The following is a 17,952-nucleotide window of genomic DNA, read 5'->3' on the forward strand; positions in this document are numbered from 1 at the left end:
ATTTTATATAGCTATGCTAAATTTACCTAATTAATTCATAACTCATTCGTTTTAAACGAATTATATTTCATGTTTGATAGTTAATTATTTATTTTCACACGTCATTTCGAAAAATAGTTTTATTTGCAGACTTTAAAGAGGTCTATGCCCAGACCACTTTTATTCTTTCTAGTATCTATTTAAATTTACAGAAAATCAAACTTAAGCCGTGTATAACAAATGGCTAGTCCTCGCCTACCTACAAAAATCCCTGCGAATTTTCTATACGATTTGTATTTACTAAATTAGGTGCTTAAAGCGCGCCACTAATCATACACAAGACAGTTACCTCCTAGCTGAAAAAACCATGAAGGAAAAAATAAAGATTAAAATAAAAAAAAGCTTTTCAGTAAATCACTTTTTATCAACTCCGTGATGGATAAGTGCCTCGCAAACATATAATATAATGCATCCCCAAAGTGGGTTGCGTACTCGATTCTCCTAAACTATTCCCTTGAACCTTTGTACCATTATTTCTTTCACCAACCTGAACCGGTTGAAGACCATTCCCAGTTCCTGGAGATACAGGTACACGACCTCTTAAATCTGGTAATGCAAATGTCGTGCGGCCATCCCCACCATAAAGAGTACCTAACAATGAAAATAGAGCTGTATTATTAGATATAGGCAATAGTTGACCATCACAAAAGGCCCAATCTCTTGGTGCAAAATTTCCTGCAAACAACTTTACTTCCCCTATCATAGCCTCTTGAGCATAGCCAGTAAAACTCATAGAAACAAATAGCAATGCGATAAATAGTGTATTTTTCATGTCCTATTTCTTTAAAAATTAGTATTAAATATAAAATAAAATAATCAATGTACCTAGACCTTGATAAAATACTGAATCATTTTCTAGTTGGTTTTGTATTTGCTAGATGAGACACTTAAAGAGGCTAGGCTACATATACCAACAGGTTGTTAGCAAGCTTAATAGAGCCACAAACCTTCATAAAATAGATTGCCAAATGAAAAAGATTGATCTGATAATAGCCGTGTTATTTGATAGGAACGGAGACAAAAAACAACTTTTTTCTTCATATATTGATGACTCTGTTTTGCAGCGGTAGAAAACATCTAAGACGTTTATTTAATACTGCTATAATGACAGTTTCTTGTTGATATCTGACTATAATTTCGCTTTCGCGAAAGCGAACTCCTACAAACCAAGTGTATCCATCACCTAATAAAAAAATTAGTTAATAACCTATAATCATAACAAGACGGGATCTGTAGGAACTTAAAACCAATATTCTACCTGATCATGTTTAGTATTTTAGTCACATTTGTTTTACTGCCTAGCATGGTTCCTTCACTCATAGTCGTGGCTACCCCACAGGCAATTCCCCATTTTAAAATATCACGATCTGAAAAATTATTCTTAATGGCATAAATCAACCCCGCGACCATACTGTCCCCTGCTCCAATAGTGCTTTGTACCGCAACTGATGGCGTAGATTGGTAAACAACACCTGCTTTTGATGCTAAAAAAGCACCTCTGGCGCCTAATGAAACCACTATATAAGTCGCTTTTTTAGAAGCGATCATTTCTAAAGCAAAAGCTTCTTGTTCGGTACTGGATAAAAAGACTTTGCCAGCCAACTCTGCGAGCTCTTTTTGATTGGGTTTTAAGAGAAATACAGGCTCTTTAACCGCTTCCATAAGTGCTGGTCCAGAAGTATCAATAACCACTTTAATGTTTTTTAAGGAGGTGTGCGCGATCCATCTGGCATAATAATCTGTAGGTATTCCTTCGGGCAAACTGCCACTTAATACCAGCATATCATTTTCCTTCAATTGCTTATCCACAAAGGCTTGTATAGTTTTTAATTCTGATGGGTATAAGGTACCACCTGGCATCCCAAAACGATATTGTAAATTAGTTTGTTCATCCACCACGGACAGGTTTTCGCGGGTCCATTCTTTTACAGGAACCTGCAAAGTGTTTACTCCTTCTTGGAGCAGTAAGTCGTTAAGATGTTTGCCGGTGTATCCACCAGAAGGGAATAAACAATTTGTTTTTTCTCCTAATCTATGCAGCATCCTGGACACATTAACACCACCACCACCAGGCTGGTAGTGAATAGAATGACATTTGAGTTTCTGTGTAGCGACCAGACCGGCTACTTTTGCGTTTTTATCCAATGCAGGATTGATAGTAAGGCTTGTTATATTCATTAGAAAATAGTAGGGTTAAGCTAAAGTTTAAAAAGTTGACTGTGACTCTATGTGATACTTCTTCAAGCCTTTTTAAATGATGTCAGTTAGCAATGAGTTTTTATATGTATAGGAATTGACCATTCCATGCAATTATTTTCCTAGTTGGGCAGCTCCGTAAAGCGCAGCTCCTAAGAGTGCCGCATTGTCATTTAAAATAACTTTTACTGGCACCATTCTAAGCAAATCGTCCATACGACCCGACTGTATAAAGCCTCTATTAAAAACGCTTAAATCCATTCCTTCTATTATTTTGGGGACAATTCCTCCTCCGATATAAATGCCTCCGGTAGCTTTCATTTTTAACGCCAGCTGTGCCGCTTCTACAGCCAAAAACCTAGTGAATAAATCAAAAGCTTCCCTGCAAACCTCATCCTTCCCCTCTATAGCCGCATGGGTTATTGCTGCTGAAGGATGACCGCTTTGTATTTGTTGCTGAATGTCATCAGGAACCATTTGCCCTTTTTTCTGAATTAAAAATGTATAGATATCATAAATACCAGGACCTGATAAAACGCGTTCCCAACTTACATGCTTATATCTTTGATGCATGAACTCCCATAAATCTATCTCCAAATCATTACGAGGGCTAAAATCACAATGCCCGCCTTCTGAAGCAAAGGGGCGGTAATGGGACCCATCCCAAAACAAACCTACTTCTCCAAGACCAGTCCCTGGGGATATGATAACGGCATTACCAGGCACATCAGCTCCTACTTGTATGGTTTTAAAATCAGTTTCTTTAAGTGCCGCCAAACCATAAGCGTTTGCCTCCATGTCGTTCATAAGAGTCACCGCATCCATCATTAATTCCTTTCCTATTTCATCTCCACTGATCTCCCATGGCAAATTCACACCTTTGACTTTATTATAGGTAACTGGTCCTGCAACACCTATGCATATGCTATCAATTGCAGGACTTTTTTTATGATGAAAATCATAAATCATCTCTATAAAAGAAGGCTGTTCTTTGGTAGGGTACTTTTTCTCTTTAAGTTGAAAAAGCTGTCCGTCTTTAACTTCATATAAAGCCAAATGTGTTTTTGTACCTCCTACATCTGCTGCCAAAACAATCGCTTGTTGGTTGAGGTTGATATTCTTAAAATAGGCTAAGGGTACCTCAGCCTGGTACAAGGTGGATAAAGATATACTGCTGGATTTGTGCATCATATTATACATTTAAGCGATAGAACTATTCTTATTTAAATAAATATCTGGAATGAAATAAGGCCACTTTATTCCATCTTCCCTAGGTCGTTGAAAGGCTTTTCTTCTAGATATCAACTCCATAGCAACAGCTCATTTATGGATTACAGTGGGTTGCTACTTCCTTAAATCCCGCAGCTGCCTTGAATTCTCTTCGGCTTTATTCATATTCTTTATACCAGAAATAAGCGCATCTGGATTAAAAGAAATACTATGGATACCCTGTTCTACTAAAAACTGAGCAAATTCTGGATAATCACTAGGCGCTTGACCGCAAAGGCCTATTTTGGTATGTGTCTTATGAGCTGAAGCAATGAGCATAGCAATCATTTTTTTAACTCCCGGGTCATTGATGTCAAAAATATCACTCAACAATTGGGAATCTCGATCCACACCTAAAGTCAATTGAGTTAAGTCATTGGAGCCAATGGAGAAACCGTCAAAGTAATGAGCAAATTCTTCTGCTAGGATAACGTTATTAGGGATTTCGGTCATCATATAAAGCTGTAACGCATTTTCTCCTCTTTTCAGTCCGTTGTTTTCTAAAAGCTGAACCACCTTATGCGCCTCTTTTAACGTGCGACAAAAGGGAATCATAATTTTAATATTTTCCATTCCCATTTCCTCTCGTACCATTTTCAAGGCTTTACATTCCAGTTCAAAAGCATCTTTATACTTGGGGTGGTAATAGCGAGAAGCTCCTCTAAATCCTATCATCGGATTAGATTCCACAGGTTCAAATTGTTTTCCTCCTATAAGATTAGCATATTCATTTGATTTAAAATCACTGGTACGCACAATGACCTCTTTAGGATAAAAAGCTGCTGCGATAGTAGCCACAGCCTCTGCTAGTTGATGAACAAAGTAATCCTCTTTATTGGGGTAATGATGCGTTAGTTTTTCAATCTTTTGCTTTACTTGTTCCTCTTTTACCCTTTCAAAATGCCTTAAAGCCATAGGGTGTATTTGAATGCTATTATTAATTACAAATTCCAATCGCATGAGTCCCACACCACTACTCGGGTAAAAAGAAAATTTAAAGGCTTGCTCTGGATCTGCCAAAATAAGCATGGCTTGTGTTTGAGGTGTTTTAAGATTTTTTATATCTACTGCAGTTTCTTTCCATTTAAGGTTTCCTTCGTAGACAATTCCTGTAGTGCCTTCGGCACAAGAAATGGTGATCTCCTGGCCATCCTTAATAAGCTTTGTGGCGTTGATACAGCCTACAATAGCTGCCGCCCCTATTTCACGAGCAACTATAGCTGCATGACTGGTGCGCCCCCCTTGATCGGTAATGATACCTGCTGCTTTTTTAAGAATAGGATCCCAGTCTGGATCTGTCTTTTCTGTAATTAAAATCTCGCCTTGTTGCAGCCTATCAGACTCTTTTGGACTGCGAAGAATTCTGGCTTTTCCCGTAGTTATTTTATGACCAAGTCCCATCCCTCTTGTAATTTCCTTACCTTTTTCAAGTAAGGTATAAGTAGTGATTTCAAGTTTGTTTTTTGCACTTTGAACCGTTTCTGGTCTTGCTTGTACAATAAAAAGCTCCTTAGTTAGTCCATCTTTTGCCCATTCAATATCCATGGGACGACCGTAGTGCTCTTCAATGATAACCGACCATTTTGCCAATTGTACCACCTCAGCATCAGTTAAAACAAATTGTTCTTGCTTTTCTATAGTAGTGTACAGGTTTAGAGTACCACTTCCAGAAGAGTCATAAATCATGGTCTTTTCCTTACTTCCCAATTTTCGGGAAATTATAGGTTGTTGTACGCCTTTCTTTAAACTAGGTTTGAACACAAAGTATTCATCTGGATTGATACTACCCTGTACAATATTCTCTCCTAGCCCCCATATGCTAGAAACCAGCACTACCTTATCAAAGCCCGAGTCTGGATCTAATGTAAAGTTAACACCAGAACAAGCCAGGTCAGAACGCACCATCAATTGCACCCCTATAGACAAGGCCACCTTTTTATGATCAAAACCATTGTCCTCTCGGTATTTTATGGCGCGATCTGTAAATAGAGACGCATAACACCTCTGGCAAGCGGCTATCAATTCCTCCACTCCTTTTACATTCAGATAGCTTTCTTGCTGACCGGCAAAACTAGCATTTGGCAAGTCTTCAGCTGTCGCACTACTTCTTATAGCTAACGAAATGTCAGTGCCGTATTTTTTAATTAGACCCGCATAAGCTTCCTGAATAGCTTCCTTTATGGCATGAGGTAATGCTGCCTTTGAAAAATGATTTCTGATTGCCGCTCCTACTTTTTTTAAGTTGGAGAAATCCACTGTGTCCAAATGCTGCAGTTCCTTAAAAACACCTTCCTTTAAGTGCTGCTGTTCTAAATAATACCAATAAGCATCTGAAGTAACGGCAAACCCGTCAGGCACTTGCACTTTTTTTGAACTTAATTTTTGAAACATTTCTCCTAATGAGGCATTTTTACCACCTACAAGAGCAATATCATCTATGTCAATATCACTAAAGCTTTTAATGTAGTCCCCCATGGTGATGATTTTAAGCGTCTATGACTTGTATTTTAAAGACATAAATATCTAATAAGAGTTGGGCACCTCAAATGATATATATCATCTACCTTCTTAGAGTTCACACCACAACATGTCTATAATTTATCATAAATCACTAAAAACAAGCTGCTTTTTCCGCTTTCGCGAAAGCGAACTGATAAAAGACAAGTGCGCACACCACATGATGCTCCAGCAGTAATCACAAAAACTAATGCTCCATTTTCACACAGCATACTTTCAAGGTTTGTGATTCCAACTCTATAGCAAGCTTACTTCTCTATTTTGGCCTTACTAGTGTTTTTCTAAGCAAGTAGGATCAGGCTTCAGGTATGTAAAAACAGTTAAAAAGTACGAAGCCACAAGCAGGTGAAAAATTAAAAAAATACCGCAAATTGTTAAATGATTCTTTATGATTAAAATCAATACTTAAAAATCGGCTCTTTTATTTATTTAAAATATAGTATTTTTAAGTACTACAAAACCTAACCTTATATTCCACATCACAAAAGCATAATGAAGTCAAATGAAAAGCCTACATATAAGGAATTAGAGCATCGCATTAATGAATTGCAATCCCAAATAAAGACAAAACAGGATTACAAGAGGCTATTTGAAAATGCTTCCATTTCTATTTGGAATGAAGATTTATCGCTGGTGTTTGAACAAATAGAGGAACTTAGAAAACTGGATATCCCCAATTTTAAAATATACCTAGAAAACAACCCTGAGGTGTTAGGCTCCTTAATTCGTAAATTAAAAATTAATAGCGTTAATAAAGCTACTTTAAAATTATTTAAAGCTGGGAGCGATCAAGAATTTTTAAGCAATTTACAAAGCACATTTGGCGAGGGGGCCAACCAAGTATTCATAGCCCTTTTAGAATCCATATGGAATAAAGCGAAATCCTTTACATCAGAAGTGAATTATAAAACACTAGATGGAGATGAGTTTGCAGCCTTATTTTCAATCCCTATTCCTGAAACAAAATTAGAACAACAGTCAGTTCCTGTAATGATCCAAAGCATACAACCCTTAAAAGAAGCTGAACAGGCAAAAGAAGATTCTTTAATAAAGTTACGAGAAGCTCAAAAATTAAGTCATGTAGGAAGTTGGGAATGGAAATGGGAAACTGATGATGCCGTATGGTCTGATGAAATGTATCAAATTTATGGTGTTAAAAAAGAGAACTTTATCCCTACTAGTGAAAATGTGGGCAAGGCCATTTTAGAGGAGGATAAACATAAGATGGAGCAAGCCATTATTCAATTGTTCAAAGGAGGAGTAACAGAGCCCTTTGAATTTAAAATCGCTCGACCTAATAATGAAATACGCTATCTAAGTATACTCGCTTTACAAATATACGAAGGGACCGTATTTGGCGTGACTCAAGATATTACAGATAGAAAAAAAAGAGAGAACGAATTAAATGAAGCACAGAAGTTAGCAAAAATTGGAAGCTGGTTATTTAATCCATTAAGTAAGAAGGTAGAATGGTCGGATGAAACTTTTCATATGTGGGGTTTTGATTCAAAGAAAGATGCTGCTCCTGATGCTGATACCCTTATTCAACGGATTCACCCAGACGATCAAGAACTATGGAGCAACTCAGTTGACAAAGCTACTCAACATGGAATTGCATATGATATTGAAATTAGAGTTTGTCTTCCCAATGATCAACAAAAAACGATAAGAGCGATATGTCAACCTATAAAGGGAGTTAATGATAAGGTCATAAGTTTAGCAGGGACCAATCAAGATATCACCCAGCAAAAACTATTAGCTATGGAGCTAATCAATGCTAAAGAAAAAGCAGAAGAAAGTGACCGATTGAAAACTGCTTTTCTGGCAAATATGAGCCATGAATTGCGCACTCCTATGAACGGTATTTTAGGTTTTGCAGAATTACTAAAAAGAAAGAATATTACGGTTGAAACTAAAGACACCTATTTAGGCTTTATTGAAAAAGAAGGGAATCGTCTTTTGAGTTTTATTTCTAACATAGTAGATATTTCAAAGATTGAATCCAATGTCATTACTGTCGAAAAGTCTTTTTGTAACGTCAATGAACTCATTGATGACCTCTATTCAAAATATTCTTTCAGATTAGAGAATACAGCGGTTCAACTTCTAATAAAAAAAGGCCTAGACGATCCACATAGTGGTGTGGAAACAGATGCTAATAAATTAATTCAAGTATTCTCTAATTTATTGGAAAATGCTATAAAGTTTACTAAGGAAGGTGTGATTGAATTTGGATATTCTCTATCCAAAAACAAACTTGAGTTTTATGTAAAGGATACTGGTATCGGAATTGAAAAGGAAGAACAAAAGAATATTTTTAATAGGTTTATGCAAGGTAAGCTGGAACAAACTCATAATCACGGGGTGGGATTGGGTTTATCCATTGTAAAAGGTATTGTTGCTATTCTTGGTGGTGACGTAGGGTTGGAATCTCAAACAGGAGTAGGTTCCACGTTTTTCTTTAGCATTCCTTACCAAAAAGCAGTTGCCGACACAAAAGTTGTTTTAGACACGAACAATACGACTCTGGACAGTGACCATTTTACAATATTAATAGCAGAAGATGATCGATTTAACTTTCTGTATTTGAAGGCATGTCTTTCAGAAGTTGACTGCACCATTTTACATGCTGTTAATGGTAAAGAGGCTGTTCAATTAGTAAATGAAAACTCTTCTATAGATGTAATATTAATGGACATCAACATGCCTAAAATGAATGGATATGAGGCCTTAGAGGAAATAAGGAAAACAAATAAAGAGATGCCTGTCATTGCCCAAACAGGTTTGGCCATGTCGGGAGATAAAGAAAAAATGTTACAAGCTGGTTTTAATGATTACATATCTAAACCTATTTCCCCAAAGGTATTAATGAGCACCATAAACAAACACCTAATAAAGATAGCTCCCTCCAAGCATGGTATAAAATAAATATTATGAAACACTTACCTATTCTAATCATTTGTATGCTGTTGAATTCTTTTATATCACCTCTGTTTGCTCAACAGGATCGTTTTATTAATGATTATTTAGAGCGATTAGAGAATTCGCACAAGTATTTAATTCTGGTGGCAGAAACAATGCCCGAAGATAAATACGACTACAAAGCTACTCCAGAATCAATGAGCTTTGCAGAAAATTTAATGCATATAGCATATGCGATGGATTGGCATGCCCAGTCCTTATTAGGGGGACGCAAATCAAGGGATTGGAGTTCTGATACTGTATTTAAGGTTGCCCATAGATCTAAAGTAGAAATGATCGCAAGAGTTGACAATACATTTAAAGAAAGCATCCATTTGATAAAAGAATTTGATACCACTCAATTGGATGAAGAGCTGGACTATTTTGGCTTGAATAGGACCAAACGACAAATTTTCTTATTACTTACGGACCACATCACTCACCATAGAGGCCAAATGCTGGTTTACATGAGACTAAACGGGCTTGTGCCACCTAGATATGTTTTATTTCAATAACTCCAACAGAGTTCAACAACAGCATATGGGTGAGTTGTTCAAGCATATTGAATACCCTTAAAAGTAAATCAAATACATAACATCCTATGGCTAAGAAATGGAGCAAACGAAAAGTATTTAGGATCATCTGGTTGAGTTTTGGTAGCCTTTTCTTTATCTGGAATTGGAATACCTTTCAGTCTCATCAACTTCCTGAAAACACCTTTTTAAACAATGACTTAGTTAGTGTTCTGGAAACTGATGATCAAATCACTTTTACCTCTGCACTTCCTGAAAACAAACTTGAAGTTATTTTTTTTCAAGGTGGTTTAACTGATCCCAAAGCTTACGCCCCACTCTGCCGCAAAATAGCTGAAAAGGGATTTACCTGTCACCTTATAAAAATGGAATGGAGGCTTCCACAATACAGGTATCAAGAAGTTTTTAAATTCATAGATCTAAAGGCAGGAAATTATGTCATAGGCGGACACTCCCAAGGAGGGAAAATGGCTGCTCAAATGGTTCATGAAAATCCAACTCTATTTAAAGGGCTCTTTTTAATGGGGACCTCTCACCCACGAGATATTGATTTATCAAATCAACCTATTCCTTGTATTAAATTATATGCTGATCGTGATGGACTAGCCAGTGTGGAAGAAGTTATGGAAAACAAAAGCAAGTTGCCTAAAAACTCTAATTTAATTCTCATCGCTGGTGGCAACCATTCCCAATTTGGTTATTTAGGTCAACTACTCATGGATAGTTCTTCTAAAATTTCATTAGAAGAACAACAAAAACAGACAATTCATCACTTGATTACATTTATGAATAGCATTAAAATGAAGGTGTAGAACCAATTCTGATTTATGTTTTGCACTCGCTTATTTCTCCATTCTTACTCGAGAGAGCTATAGGTAGGCTATTCGGTTTTTTTGTGCTAAATTAGTTGCATTATCATTCTTATAAATTTCAATGGACCCACAGCAAGCGTTCCACCTAAAAGACAACAAATGAAATCCTTATGGCACTATTCTTTCCTCTCGTTATTTATTCTTTTATTTTGTAAATGTAAACAGCCCGCAGGAACATTAGATGCTCCAGGGGAAGAACGCAAAAAGATCGAAATAGTAACAAATTACGGGTCTATGATTGTGGAACTCTATAATGAAACACCTCTACATCGAGATAATATGATCAACCTTGCCAACAATAAAGCCTATGACAGTTTGCTGTTTCATAGGGTGATCAATGAGTTCATGATTCAAGGAGGAGACCCAGATAGTAGGAAGGCACAGCCTAATGACACACTCGGTAATGGGGATGCGCCATATCTAATAGATGCCGAATTCCATGATGATTTATTTCATAAAAAAGGCGTGTTAGCAGCAGCAAGAGATGACCATCCAGAAAAGGCGTCAAGCGCTATGCAATTCTATATCGTACAAGGGAAGAAATTTAACGATAGTCTATTGAAGTTGGTTGAAAAGCGTATTGATAAAAATAGGGCTAGAGATTATTTTAGAAATGAAAATAGAAAAACGACCTTAATAGATTCCATACAATACGCACGTGATCATGAGCATATGAAAACTTATAATAGGTTAATGGACAACCTCTTAAGGCTAGCCTACCAAGAAGAAAAATTTAAACCTTATGTTATTCCTGACGATCAACGTAAGGTTTATAAATCCATTGGGGGCACTCCTCATTTAGACCAAAATTATACAGTTTTTGGCGAATTAGTAAAAGGGATGAACGTACTAGATTCCATAGCTAGAGTTCCTACAAATACTTTAGACCGGCCTTTGACTGCTGTCAGAATACAAACCATAAAGTTGTTAAATTAAAAACAGGCTTTTTCTTCTTTAGGGTACATAAAAGTTTACTGCTGAAACAAGTTTTTATTTTTGATTGGCCTTAGAGAAAATGACGAGTTATCAAATCATTGATTTATAGGTCTGTTTCCGCTTTCGCGAAAGCGAGAACAAAACGAATACCACTTATAACCAACAGCTACAAATTTATCTCCTTACCCTTAAAAGAATACCCCACCCTGCTACAAAGGAGGTTTTTTTCCTTGTTCTAGTAAGGAGGTCGTAAAGCAGTAAACAGTTGCCCTTAAAGTCTATATAATAGCCTAAAAAAACGCCTAAATCCTTTTAGAAACAAGGACTTTGAACACGATCTTAAATAAGTGAATTAAATAAAATATCCCGACCCGAGGCTACTTGATTTTAATTAGCCTAGCTTTAGAATCAAATTATCAACCCCTTTGAAAAAAAAACTCAAACAACTTGAATTATTTCTAAAAAGCTCCAGCTTTGACCGTGGACTTCGGATTGGAATCGGAATTACGATGCCCCTTGTGTTGTTGTATTTTCTAGGGTATTTTGAGTATGCTCCTGCGGTTGTAGTTGGTGCTTTTTTAAATGCTCCAGGTGATATTCCTGGAAGTTTTAAACGTAAGGTGAATGCCATTTTAATCAGTATTGTATTAACCATTTTGATCACCACTTTAATACTGTTTTCAAAACCTTTCCTACCCCTACTATTGCTAATGATGGCTATCATTACATTTGCGGTGTCTCTAATTTCTGTTTATGGTTTTAGAGCGTCCTTGGTATCCTTTTCTGGCTTGTTGTCTATGGTCATCGCATTTGCTATTCAAAAGGAAACAGCACAGGGTATTTTTGTTCATGTGGCTTTAATGGGAATCGGTGGTATTTGGTATTTAGTCGTTTCCTTTGTTTTTCAAAAATTAGCACCTGTTAAAGATCATAATCAGCTGTTGTCAGATACGCTGCTGCTCACTGGTAAATACCTGAAATTACGAGCCAAATTATTGACCCGAAACACCAAGCGTAATGCGCGCTTTAAAGAAACTTTTGCCCTTCAAAATCAAATCAACGAAAAGCATGAAACACTGCGAGAAACTCTACTTAGCTCCCGTAAACGTTCTGGACGTTCTCGTTATGAAGAAAAACAACTATTGATCTTACTATCCTCTATTAATATCTTTGAATTGATAGAGGCAAAACATTTAGATTACAAAAGAATAGATGCTGTTTTTGGAGAGCATAAAGAATTTCTAAAAGCCTCCAAAAATCTCAATAAAATTATGGGCAATCATCTGATACGCTTGTCTGAAATATTGATTCAAAATGATAAAGTTCCCGATAAAGAAATTCTATTAAATGCTTTATCAGAAGCAGCCGAGTCGATCACCAATTACATCAACACTATCAAGCTACCTGAAGCACGGGAAGGAGCTTTAGTATTAAAAAATCTGTACGATTATCAGGAACAATTACTTCATGAAATCAGGACAATAAGAAGGGTCATGGCAAACGTCCAAGAAGCTTCTAAGATTTCCTTAAAACGAGAGGATTCGAGTCAGTTTTTAACCCTTCAAGAATACCGACTCAACGTCCTTGTTCAAAATTTCAATTGGAGCTCCACCATGTTTAGACATTCCTTACGTCTGAGCATTGCGATCGTATTTGCTTATTCGTTAGGGATGGTATTTGATATACAAAATACCTACTGGATCTTACTAACGATCATTGTTATTATGCGACCTAGCTATGGACTGACCAAAGAGCGATCTAAAGACCGCATCATCGGCACTCTCATAGGTGCAGTTATTGCAGTTGGTATTGTCCTGCTTACTCAAAATGTAGTGGTCTACGCGATACTGGCAATTGTCTCATTGATATTTGCATTTGCATTGCTTCAGCAAAATTATAAGTCGGCTGCTGCATTGATCACCATCAGTATTGTTTTTGTGTATTCCTTTATCAATCCCGATGCTTTTGAAGTGATTCAGTATCGTGTTATTGATACCGTCATAGGTTCTACAATTGCTGTAGTGGCTAATTATGTGCTGTTGCCTAGCTGGGAGGCCAACAACCTAAAACAGGTGCTTCTCAATGCCTTAAAGATGAATAAAAATTATCTTTTAGCAACCCAAGAGCTGTATCAAGATCCCTCTAAAAACAAGCTCTCTTATAATGTCGCAAGGAAAGAGGCTTTTCTTGCCATCAGTAATTTAAATGCTGCCTTCCAGCGATTGACCCAAGATCCTAAATCAAAACAAAGACAATTTCAACTCATTTATGAAATTGTAACACTTAACCAGACCATGGTTGCGGCCATTGCCTCTATAGGCAGTTTTATAGGTAACCATAGCACTACCCCTGCTTCTATAGAATTTCATATACTCATTAAAAAAATTGCAAATACCCTACAAATGTCATTCGATAGTTTAGACCATACCCAAGTCCATAAAAAAGTCACTAAAGAAACTGCCGAAGATGCTCAGGAAAAGTTGTTGGACAAATACCAGCAATTATCAAATTTAAGAGATGAAAATATCAATCAAGGTCACGTAGAGTTGGATACAGAAACTCTTCATGCGCTGCAGGAAGCCTATTTGATTGCCAATCATATAGCCTGGTTAAAATCTCTTTCAGAAAATCTAAAAAAGACAACAGAAGTTTACCGCTCTTCTATAGTCGATGATCAAGAAGGGGTTTATTAATTCCAAGGCTGCATCTATGATACCAGCTATGATTACCATAGAGCCTTAGTAGCATGTCCCATGTGATTCATAGCTATAATATTGGTAATGGAATTTTATAGTTTTCAAGAAACAAGCCTTCCCCTTACCCCAGACACCTTGTTTTTTTAAAAAATTCCAAGATGCCGCTATTTGATTCTAAGGCCTTGTTTATTTTTTCAGCTTTCACTTACTACCCTCAAAAATTAGTAATTCCTATTGCTCGCTAAGCTAATACGCACAAAACAGCAGTAGGACATATAGCTCTATACGGACCTGCTGGTTATTGTTTTCGCTTTCGCGAAAGCGGGAATATCCACAACCATATTTAACCTAATGATCATTTGGTTTCACCACCTAAAACTTTAAAAAAACCTTTAATAACATCAAAACAGAAATTTTCTTGATAACGACTTAATCGTTCCAGTTATTTATGAAAACTGACCATATCTTATCAAATGACACCGATATTTCCAATTAAGGTAAGATAAGTCTTGCTTGGTGACAAATTACTTTAGATTATAGCTGTAATAGGAACTTAAAAGCCTATTTTTCCGAAATAACTGATTCTGCTAAAGCAGCAACATTTATGATCCTGCGCAACAAAAATTCTCAGTGAAACATCAAAAAAATACCCTGTTTGCCTTATGAAAGAAAATCCTTTAACTATGGAAATGTTATTAGACCAACTTGCAGGTCTTGACATTATCAAAGTTGCAGCAATTCCAATGATTTTACTTGTGTTATTGGAATGGCTTCTCACCATTATTAAAAAGAAAGACTACTATAACGGACTAGACACTTTATCAGCCACATGTATTGGCCTTGTAAATATTGGTATTTCTGCTTTGTTAAAAATAGGGATTTTTGGAATTTTCCTGTTCTTTTATAATGCTGTTCCTTGGAGCATTCCAAGAGTATGGTGGGCTTATATTCTTTGTATTATTTCTATTGATTTTTGTAGGTACTGGTCACATAGATTAACGCATGTTAATCGTTTTTGGTGGGCAACTCATGTTACACATCACAATTCTGAAAAATATAACTGGTCGGTTTCTTTTCGATTGGGTTGGACACAACATATTAAAATTATCTTTTTCATTCCTATAGTTTTGATGGGATTTGACCCGGTTCTTTTTTTTATATGCCACCAGATAGAGGTGCTCTATCAGTTTTGGATACATACGGAGTATATTAGAAAACTACCTGCTCCAATTGAATATGTTTTTGTCACACCATCTCACCACCGAGTTCATCATTCAAGGAATGAGAAATATCTAGATAAAAACTTTGGATCGACTTTTATCCTTTGGGATAGAATATTTGGAACTTTTCAAGCCGAGGAAGAACAAGTCTTGTACGGCATTACAAAGCCTGTTAACTCCTATAACCCTATCACTTTGAATTTTCACGAATGGAAGGACATTACATTAGATGTTATAAAAAGTCGCTCCGTAAAAGAAGCTTATGCCATGATGTTTACGAGCCCTTCTAAATTGGCTCAGGTGAAAGAAGAATTTAATGATGTTTATTTAAGGAAACAGGAGGCATTAATTCATGCTGATGCTAGTTTTATCGAGATCAATACTACTAAAAAATAACACACAGAAATAATTTTAAAGACACTGATGCCTGCAAAGAGTTGATTTATAATGCAAGGCTGCTCTTTTTATAGTTGGACTTCTTTATGGAACTACAGCATTTTATTTTTTTTTAAATAACAGACAAGCTGTTTAAATAATAAAATCAAGTATTCCTTTTGATAGTTGAACATGCTGAAGGCACTACTTATTTTGAAATAGACCATAGAGCTTTGTAATGTGCGATAAGGTCGGGGTTGTAAGATATTCAATATGAGTTTTTTAGTTGGTCTTATGATCAAAAGAAATTCATATTCGTTTTTTTGCTACATTCCATACGTTAACACGCAACCATTACTAGTTGGGACACATAGAAACGACCATTATGAAACACATACCTCTTTGTATTATTTCCCTCTTATTTCTTTTATTACAGTCTAACAATGCTATAGGGCAAACTTATGCGAGAAACGGCATGGTGGCTTCCAGCAATAAAACAGCTTCTCAAGTAGGAATCGACATTCTAAAAAAAGGAGGGAATGCAATTGACGCATCTGTCGCTACTGCATTTGCGCTCGCTGTTACTCATCCCAGTGCCGGTAATATTGGCGGTGGCGGGTTTCTCGTGTTTATGGATTCTTCGGGGACGGCAACGACGATTGATTTTAGGGAAAAAGCACCATTAAAAGCATCCCCTACTATGTTTCTTGATACCGAAGGTACTATCACTAAAGGAAAAAACTTACACGGTCGGGAAGCTACCAGTAACCACATAGGTGCTAAGTCTATAGGCGTTCCTGGGACTGTCGCTGGTTTGTATATGGCACATCAAAAATATGGAAGCCTCGCATGGGCAGATTTAGTTCAACCTTCTATTGATATAGCAAATAATGGCTTCCCTCTGTCTTGGAGTGCTTTTAATTGGGCCACCTATTTTGATGCTAATTCTCCTATTACATTTTTAAAAGATTATTTCAGAAAGGAAGATGGAGCGCTTACACAAATAGGAGAACTCTGGAAACAGCCGGCACTCGCCCGTACGTTAACAGAAATAAGAGATCAGGGTCAAGACGGGTTTTATAAAGGTGTCGTTGCAGAAGAGATCATTCGTTTTATGGAAAAAAATGGAGGTATTATTACTATGGAAGACCTGGAGCGATACACCGCTGTGGAAAGGAAACCCATTAAAGGAACCTTCCATGGATATGATATCTACTCCATGCCGCCACCCAGCTCAGGAGGGGTAGCGCTTGTAGAAATGATGAACCTCATGGAGTTAGCAGACTTAGAATCTGTTGCATTCAATTCCACTGAATATGTGCACCTTCTGGCAGAAGTGATGCGAAGAGCTTATGCTGATAGAGCAGAGTATCTAGGTGATTCAGACTTTAATCTAGAGATGCCATTGAATCAACTAACGTCTAAAGCATTTGCCAAAAATCGATTTGATCAAATTGATAGAACTAAAGCCTCTGTAAGTGATTCCACTAAATTTGGGCAGCTATACGATGGAAAAAACACCACACACTTTTCTGTGGCTGACGCCTTCGGTAATGCGGTATCTCTTACCTATACTTTAGAAAGTTCCTACGGTTCAGGAATGGGGGCTAAAAAATTAGGATTCCTTTTTAATAACGAAATGGGGGATTTTAATCCAAAACCAGGTGACACTGATACCTCAGGTTTAATAGGAACAGACCCTAACCTTATTCAACCAGAAAAAAGAATGCTTTCCAGTATGACACCTACCATAGTTGCCAAAGATGGCAAACCTTATTTGATTATAGGAAGCCCTGGTGGAAGAACCATTATCAATACAGTTTTTCAGACAGTGTTGAATGTGATTGCTTACGACATGCCAGTAGATCAAGCAATTGAGGCTATGAAGATCCATCATCAGTGGTTGCCTGATGTGATTAAATACGAAAGGCACTTACTATCTCCAGATACACGCAAAGCTCTTGAAGCGATGAATCACATATTGGTTCCTGTAAATTCACTAGGGAGCTTGATGGGGATCCAAATTGATAGTTCTAACAATTTGATGATAGGAGCCTCTGATTCTTCCAGTCCAGATGGTGCAGCGGTAGGTTATTAATTGCAACTTAATAACACTCCACACTATTAAAGAACCTTACTTAAGGAACTCTAAAAGAGCTCTTTTTATTTAGATTCTTTTTATGTTTTAAATTGTCTATCACATCTCTAAATGACTATTGTTACTTTGGTATAGCTTTTTTTACTCCTTATGTTCAACTTAGGAATACCGATAATTATCGGTACCGTAGGAGTAATTGAAATAGAATATAAGAAGTATCATACCAGTATTGCTAGTCTG

Annotated in this window: 12 protein-coding genes; 7 read left to right on the top strand and 5 right to left on the bottom strand. The window is 36.8% G+C overall.

The window, feature by feature from the left end:
- Positions 1 to 403: 403 nt before the first annotated feature.
- The 5 genes from CW736_RS12045 to CW736_RS14150 all read right to left on the bottom strand — a co-directional run bounded on the left by CW736_RS12045 (position 404) and on the right by CW736_RS14150 (position 6,233).
- Complete coding sequence (locus CW736_RS12045; protein WP_317044399.1) at positions 404 to 811, bottom strand: phage tail protein; 408 nt, start codon at positions 809 to 811, stop codon at positions 404 to 406.
- 482 nt (positions 812 to 1,293) lie between these two features.
- The gene (locus CW736_RS12055; protein ID WP_101014421.1) at positions 1,294 to 2,217 is read right to left on the bottom strand and encodes a 1-phosphofructokinase family hexose kinase; all 924 of its coding nucleotides are present in this window, start codon (positions 2,215 to 2,217) and stop codon (positions 1,294 to 1,296) included.
- Positions 2,218 to 2,349: 132 nt separating this feature from the next.
- A complete protein-coding gene (glk, locus tag CW736_RS12060) occupies positions 2,350 to 3,426 on the bottom strand; it encodes a glucokinase (RefSeq protein WP_232735358.1) in 1,077 nt (358 codons plus the stop codon).
- Between the two features lie 153 nt (positions 3,427 to 3,579).
- On the bottom strand, positions 3,580 to 5,979 hold the full coding sequence (ppsA, locus tag CW736_RS12065) for a phosphoenolpyruvate synthase (protein ID WP_101014423.1): 2,400 nt from the start codon (positions 5,977 to 5,979) through the stop codon (positions 3,580 to 3,582).
- A gap of 116 nt (positions 5,980 to 6,095) precedes the next feature.
- Complete coding sequence (locus tag CW736_RS14150; protein WP_157810959.1) at positions 6,096 to 6,233, bottom strand: hypothetical protein; 138 nt, start codon at positions 6,231 to 6,233, stop codon at positions 6,096 to 6,098.
- 280 nt (positions 6,234 to 6,513) lie between these two features.
- Between CW736_RS14150 and CW736_RS12070 the strand changes: the two genes are divergently transcribed.
- The 7 genes from CW736_RS12070 to ggt all read left to right on the top strand — a co-directional run bounded on the left by CW736_RS12070 (position 6,514) and on the right by ggt (position 17,712).
- A complete protein-coding gene (locus CW736_RS12070; RefSeq protein ID WP_101014426.1) occupies positions 6,514 to 8,949 on the top strand; it encodes a PAS domain-containing hybrid sensor histidine kinase/response regulator in 2,436 nt (811 codons plus the stop codon).
- 5 nt (positions 8,950 to 8,954) lie between these two features.
- The gene (locus tag CW736_RS12075; RefSeq protein WP_101014428.1) at positions 8,955 to 9,497 is read left to right on the top strand and encodes a DinB family protein; all 543 of its coding nucleotides are present in this window, start codon (positions 8,955 to 8,957) and stop codon (positions 9,495 to 9,497) included.
- An 86-nt stretch (positions 9,498 to 9,583) separates the two neighbouring features.
- Complete coding sequence (locus tag CW736_RS12080) at positions 9,584 to 10,327, top strand: alpha/beta hydrolase (protein WP_101014431.1); 744 nt, start codon at positions 9,584 to 9,586, stop codon at positions 10,325 to 10,327.
- Between the two features lie 159 nt (positions 10,328 to 10,486).
- Positions 10,487 to 11,323 (top strand): peptidylprolyl isomerase, encoded by an 837-nt coding sequence (locus CW736_RS12085; RefSeq protein WP_101014433.1) that lies wholly within the window; start codon positions 10,487 to 10,489, stop codon positions 11,321 to 11,323.
- 425 nt (positions 11,324 to 11,748) lie between these two features.
- The gene (locus CW736_RS12090) at positions 11,749 to 14,016 is read left to right on the top strand and encodes an FUSC family protein (RefSeq protein ID WP_101014435.1); all 2,268 of its coding nucleotides are present in this window, start codon (positions 11,749 to 11,751) and stop codon (positions 14,014 to 14,016) included.
- A gap of 665 nt (positions 14,017 to 14,681) precedes the next feature.
- The gene (locus CW736_RS12095; RefSeq protein ID WP_101014437.1) at positions 14,682 to 15,635 is read left to right on the top strand and encodes a sterol desaturase family protein; all 954 of its coding nucleotides are present in this window, start codon (positions 14,682 to 14,684) and stop codon (positions 15,633 to 15,635) included.
- Between the two features lie 364 nt (positions 15,636 to 15,999).
- Positions 16,000 to 17,712, top strand: a complete 1,713-nt coding sequence (gene ggt / locus CW736_RS12100) for a gamma-glutamyltransferase (RefSeq protein WP_101015131.1) — start codon at positions 16,000 to 16,002, stop codon at positions 17,710 to 17,712.
- The last annotated feature ends 240 nt before the right edge of the window (positions 17,713 to 17,952 follow it).

Source organism: Nonlabens sp. MB-3u-79 (assembly GCF_002831625.1).
Taxonomy (GTDB): domain Bacteria; phylum Bacteroidota; class Bacteroidia; order Flavobacteriales; family Flavobacteriaceae; genus Nonlabens.

Excerpts from the sequence above, each read along its gene's own strand:
- CW736_RS12080 (WP_101014431.1), top strand. The coding sequence starts at position 9,584 with ATGGCTAAGAAATGGAGCAAACGAAAAGTATTTAGGATCATCTGGTTG.
- CW736_RS12085 (WP_101014433.1), top strand. The coding sequence starts at position 10,487 with ATGAAATCCTTATGGCACTATTCTTTCCTCTCGTTATTTATTCTTTTA.
- CW736_RS12095 (WP_101014437.1), top strand. The coding sequence starts at position 14,682 with ATGAAAGAAAATCCTTTAACTATGGAAATGTTATTAGACCAACTTGCA.
- CW736_RS12075 (WP_101014428.1), top strand. The coding sequence starts at position 8,955 with ATGAAACACTTACCTATTCTAATCATTTGTATGCTGTTGAATTCTTTT.
- CW736_RS12055 (WP_101014421.1), bottom strand. The coding sequence starts at position 2,217 with ATGAATATAACAAGCCTTACTATCAATCCTGCATTGGATAAAAACGCA.
- ppsA (WP_101014423.1), bottom strand. The coding sequence starts at position 5,979 with ATGGGGGACTACATTAAAAGCTTTAGTGATATTGACATAGATGATATT.
- CW736_RS14150 (WP_157810959.1), bottom strand. The coding sequence starts at position 6,233 with ATGCTGTGTGAAAATGGAGCATTAGTTTTTGTGATTACTGCTGGAGCA.
- ggt (WP_101015131.1), top strand. The coding sequence starts at position 16,000 with ATGAAACACATACCTCTTTGTATTATTTCCCTCTTATTTCTTTTATTA.
- CW736_RS12070 (WP_101014426.1), top strand. The coding sequence starts at position 6,514 with ATGAAGTCAAATGAAAAGCCTACATATAAGGAATTAGAGCATCGCATT.
- CW736_RS12045 (WP_317044399.1), bottom strand. The coding sequence starts at position 811 with ATGAAAAATACACTATTTATCGCATTGCTATTTGTTTCTATGAGTTTT.
- glk (WP_232735358.1), bottom strand. The coding sequence starts at position 3,426 with ATGATGCACAAATCCAGCAGTATATCTTTATCCACCTTGTACCAGGCT.